Source organism: candidate division KSB1 bacterium (assembly GCA_034506395.1).
In the GTDB taxonomy this organism is placed as follows: Bacteria; Zhuqueibacterota; Zhuqueibacteria; order Thermofontimicrobiales; family Thermofontimicrobiaceae; genus Thermofontimicrobium.
The window spans coordinates 1-5,715 of record JAPDPQ010000067.1 but is presented as its reverse complement, the minus strand read 5'-3'; the positions used below and the strand labels follow the sequence as shown (position 1 = coordinate 5,715).

The window sequence follows — 5,715 nt, the reverse complement described above, 5'->3', positions numbered from 1 at the left end:
CAGCCCCTTCGGCAATAATGGTGAGGAAATATTCATTGTAAGGTGTTCCATTTACCCATAAGACATCCGGTACATCGACCACATCATCCACATCGATTACTTCTACTTCTTTGAAGATATACTGGAAGACTGTGGTCAAGGTCTCAACGTATTGTGGGTCGCTTATATCAGGAAGCTCACCGCTTGCCCATTTAATAATATCAAGTGCTTCCTGACTGTCTATCTTGCCATCATCAAGCAGATCCGCTCCGCCAGACACACCATTCATATAGGCCTGGATGATCGGAGAAATTTCAATCCTATTATCTCCGGTCGAATCCGCAAAGACCAGGTAGTCATTGGAAAAGTCAAAGACTCGGTCATTGTCAGGGATCAGGATGTCGTTTACCCCGTCGTAAATTCCATCAGTATCATCTACAACGGTATCATAATAATCCTCTGACCAGACAATGGAGTATCCAAGCACCCTGGCCTCAACCACTCCAATCGTTCCTTTGGCAACGATTGCCACATCGTCCCAGATGAAGTTTCCAGCCCGAACACCAGTCCCCGATGTGAAGCTACCGATGTTCCCACCGGCATAGATCATAGAGTCATAGATGTCGCCCATTTCAGCATAGACATCCCCGATATTTCCATCTACCACTACATGAAGGGTGATGTCACCCTTTAGAGAAACCACTGACCCAAGATTTCCACCGATCATTATCGGAGAGTCATCATAGCCACCGGAGACACCCTCAAAGGCAGTAATGTCACCCACATTTCCTACAACGTTTAGATCATAGATTTCTATTGGTCCTGCAACACAATCCATACCTGCCAAATTACCGCCCACACTAAAGCCATCAATATAAATTCCATAATCTCCGTATGGATTCCCATAGGCTGTGATCTGGCCAACATTGCCATGGACAATGACATTCTCAATCTCCATGACTGTACCTGCTGTGACATTACCTAAATCACCGCCAATTCGGACTTTGTTGCCAGTATAATCATCACCGAGGAAGACTCCTAAGAAAGCGGTAATATCTCCAACAGACCCATTCACCACAGTATCATACATCTCAACCCTACCAGCCTGGCTGAAGATACCATCCTCTGGTGCACCATCAGGTCTTGCCCGGTTAAGTCCATCAAGAACCGTCCAGGTGCCAAGCGTAGCATTATAAGCCAGTGTTGGATCAGCCTTGTTGATAGAAGTATCGGTCACTTCGCCAAGTTCACTTGACATATTGCCATCTACGCCAAGGCTTCCGTTTTCTAAGACCACCTCCCAAATATCTATATCTTCGCTTGCGTAGATGTCACCAACGCTTCCACCAAAGGTAACATTATCAAAGTCTACATAACCATTTAGAGAGACGATGTCACCAATCGATCCATCAAAGTCGATGAAGGAAAGATCCGTGATATCCCCATGGGAAATTATATCTCCAATGGTTCCTGTTGCTGAATAGACTCGAAGTTCAAGATTCTGAATTCCTCCCGCAGCGTTATCCAGGGTTACTATATCACCAATGCCAGTTTCTGCATGAATGAATGTTTCAGCCGTGTTCTCTGAATAGATTCCACCTGCAACCACATTTCCTACGGCACCATCATTGGATAGGATAGTAACGTCACCACCACCACTGGCTGTCTGCGAACCAATCCTGTCACGAACGGTGATATTGCCTATGTTACCAGAGGTACCAACTGCTTTGATATTGATATTCTGTGTTCCTGGATTGATATTTCCAACACCGCTAAATCCAACAGTCAGACCATTTCCACCTGAACCGATGCTCGCTGCAGTAATGTTTATAGCATTGAGCATGCTTCCGCCAACCAGGATGGCTGCCGTGTAACCGGAATAGGTAACCGCAGTAATGGCTTTGGAAAGAATGTCAATCCCTGCTGAACCACCATCCATATCGCTTGTTACGACAAGGCCAGCAAGGTCTCCTGTACGAATATCCACATCATTAAGGATTTTGCCTTTAACGGTGATGCCACTTACTGGGCCACCTGTATGGATATCGATCTTATTTCCTGAAGCATTGAGGCTTCCAGTGCTGATTGCTCCCATACCTCCTGGGCCTGCCTGGAAGATAATATCCTGGGCTGAGGCCGTTACAGCAGCATTCAAACCAATAGCTGTTCCAGTCTGGATTCCTCCGGTGATTGCGCCCGTTGCACTGAAGATCATGTCATAATCTTCATTGGCAACAATTCCACCTCTTTCAACGATAATCCCACCAAGATTCCCTGCAAAGAGGGCATCCACGTCTGGGAACTGAACATGAGTTGCATTGTTATATAGATCGGAGGCTGACATTGGGAAGTAAATCTCATCCCCGTCCATTCTCGGGCTTACACCTGCAGATACCAGGACATTTCCAGAAATGAAACCTTCGACCACGTCAATGACACCGATATCCTTCTGGGCAACGATGCGAACCACACCATCATCAACTCCCATGATCCCATACCCTTCTGCATCATAGGGTTTGTGGTCAACATCGAGGCCAACGGTGATATTCCCGATCGAACCTGAAACTGCAACAATATTAATGTCCGCATCGTCTGCAACAATCGAGTCATTGACAGAGATGTTCCCTATATAGGTATCAGCGACGATATTGATGTCATAACCATCAGCATAAATATCGTCTCCAACAGTGATCGTTCCAATTGTTCCACCTTCGGCAACGATATCCACATCTTCATCATAGGCAGCAATATCCTCTCCAACGGTGATGTTGCCAATGTTGAGGCCTGCAAAGATATAAGAATCCTCAAGGTCTTGACCAACGGTAATTGCTCCGATGCTTCCTTCATAAGCCTCGATTGAGCTGATATAGATACTTCCGGTATTTTCAGTTAAATTCCCAACCGTAATATCACCAATATCACCGGTATCTGCATAAATAGATGAATCATACATGTCATCGCCGACCACGATATCACCCACATTGACAAAAGCGCTGATTTCGGATACATACATATCTCTTCCAATGGTTACATCACCGACACTGCCAAGTTGGGAATTAATCCATGATTCGGTCATATTTAAACCAATATTCACATTATCTACATCTCCCCATGCCCAAATAGTAGAGTTATACATATCCCCACCTATATCTATGGTGCCTGTCCCCATTATCGGGCCTCTAAACGAATAAATCGAGTAATTAAGAAGGTCACCACCAATTGTGATATCTGCATAGATTCCATCAGCAACTGCTGTCCAGGCTCCGTCAGTAAATGGATTTCCATCAAGAACACTTCCTGCAACATCGATCGTTGTTGGGCTCAATTCTGTTCCAATTGAGCCTGTTCCAAACGGGGCTGCCCCATAAGTCCTATAACCATAATTAAATACATTATATAAGCTAAATGCAATGAGCCCATCCTGAAGCCCGGTCGGATCATTTACAGGGATGACCTCAAATATATCATCGCCCACAGTTCCTCCAAACCCTGCATTTGGTACAGGTGTTGGCCCGCCTAGATTAAATGATGTATTTGCCTGAAGATCTACCCCAAGGCTTACCACCTTGCCTGTACCTACAATGATGAACCCTTCCAATTGACCGTCAGGCAGGCTCAAAGGCCCTGTAAAATTATCTCCAGTGATGATCGACTCAAGATTGAGCGGTTCACCTAAACTTTCTGGGAGGTTGACTCTATGGACAAGAACGGATGAGACGCTTCCAGATGCTGCAATCTCAAAATTTACCTCACCATCCGGGAATCTAAGGTCTCTCACTGAACCATCCTGGACTTCTACAGGACCAAGATTTGCGGCTCCGCCCCAGAGGATGAAATCGTCATTACCAGTCCCAGCAGTCCCATCAAATCCTGGATGGATAATGCTTGTGTAAGGCCCAAGTACCGATGGGAATAAGGATGGGAATGCATCCGGATGTGAGATGTAGGATGCAGGCATGACCTGATCATCATAACCCCCTGATCCAATCTCGAAACCAACGGAGACAGAACCCAGGCGGTTTCCTGGAGTTGAGATACCAGGCATAGAAAGAAGGGTTAAGGCTCCAAGAGGACCTTCAACTTCGATAAAGTCAATATCCGGGCCTGTCTCGGTGAGGCTCGCAACACCAGTCGTCGCCTCAAAACCACGAGCACCACCTACAATGCCCGTGTAACCGAGGGCTGCTGCCTGAGCACCACTCAGAATCTCTACATCTCCTATAATATAATCATCGCCTTCGCTATTGCTTCCATTAATGTCAATTCTCACAATCGCATCAGAGTCATCTCGTGCGGTAATATAGACTGCATGTCCAAAGGGGAGTCCATCTCGTGGGTCGTCAAAACCCGTTGGCCCAAGAGCGGTTGCCCCATCAGCGGTTGTAAAGAACCAGCCCTTAGTCATTCCAGCAGGAACAACCAATATGTAATCTGTCAATTCGGTTGGAACAACTGGAGCATCGGCAGGTAAAACAATTGTTCCGGCAGGCAGTGAGCCTGCTACACCGATCAGGCCAAGAGATTCAACCTGTATTTTGCTCCCGGGTACAATCCCCCCATCAATCTGAATATAGTTGACTCTTCCAAGGTTATCTGGGGTCTGACCGTTGTCAACATCAATAAACCCAGGGGTTGGTGCTCCAGTTCCATCTGTTCGTCCGAGATTTCCCTTAACTAAAATAGTTCCTAAATCAATCTCACCAAAGGCATCAGGAGCATTCGGAGTAACAAATCCACCTGGGTTGAACGCTGGATCGACATCGATTCCGATAAGGTCAACCTTTGCTGTTCCGGTTGCATCAAATGTTAATGTGGTGGCAAGGGTTGTTCCTGTAAGACTGCTCAAACCAACATCCGGGGTTGCACCTGACTGTACGGTTCCAATATCAAACCATAGTGCCGCATCCCCAAATGGTCCCTCAACATCGATCGTGTATGTAATGTTCCCACTTACGACTGTAATGAGAGGGGAGGTGGCAGTAACATGTCCTGCATTGATTGTTACATGCACTCCTGTTGTATTAGTAGGTGCATTGGTATCTGGTGCATAGACAAGATCGATGTCACCATCGAGTGTAATCGTAATTGGCGCTGCCTGCGTTCCAACAGACCGCCCGATGGTCATAGCCTTAATATCTCCAACATCGCCGCCCGAAGTAATCGTTGCCGCTACGCCACCTGCACGGTCAAGAATGCTTCCTCCCAAACTCGTTATAGGACCAATGCTTGGCCCCGCTGCCGCAATATTTGCACCATCGGCTGTGGTGATGGTGTCGAAATTAATATTTCCGCTTGCGGTGATGCTGGCGATTCCTGTGCCTGTAAGATCCCCATCATTATTACCATTGATCGTTAAGGCATCAATGGTTGTAAAAGCATTTATCGCTCCTATACCTTCAGCCGCAGAAATCGTTATGCCAGCAGCAGCTGATCCGATGCCTCCACCTTTCGCTGTGATGGCTCCAATGGTGGTTCCGGTAGTTGGAGTCTGTATGGTAATTGGAGGAGCAACTGCTCCAATATTTCCACCTGCGGTCACATCACCTATACTATTTCCACTGATGCTGGTTTCAATATCTGTAGGAACACCCACTGCAAATGCGCTCTGATCACTGTCTGCTGAAACAGGTCCGACGTCACCCGTTGCAGAAATATTCTGGCCGACGCCTCCACCAATACCGATACTCCCGTCAAGAGATTCGATACTGGTAATAGAGCCAGTATCGGTCGTCAACG

1 protein-coding gene is annotated in these 5,715 nt (G+C 46.7%); it reads right to left on the bottom strand.

Annotated elements, in window-relative coordinates:
- On the bottom strand, positions 1-5,715 hold a 5,715-nt coding region (locus ONB37_20140; protein MDZ7402473.1), incomplete at both ends, for a hypothetical protein.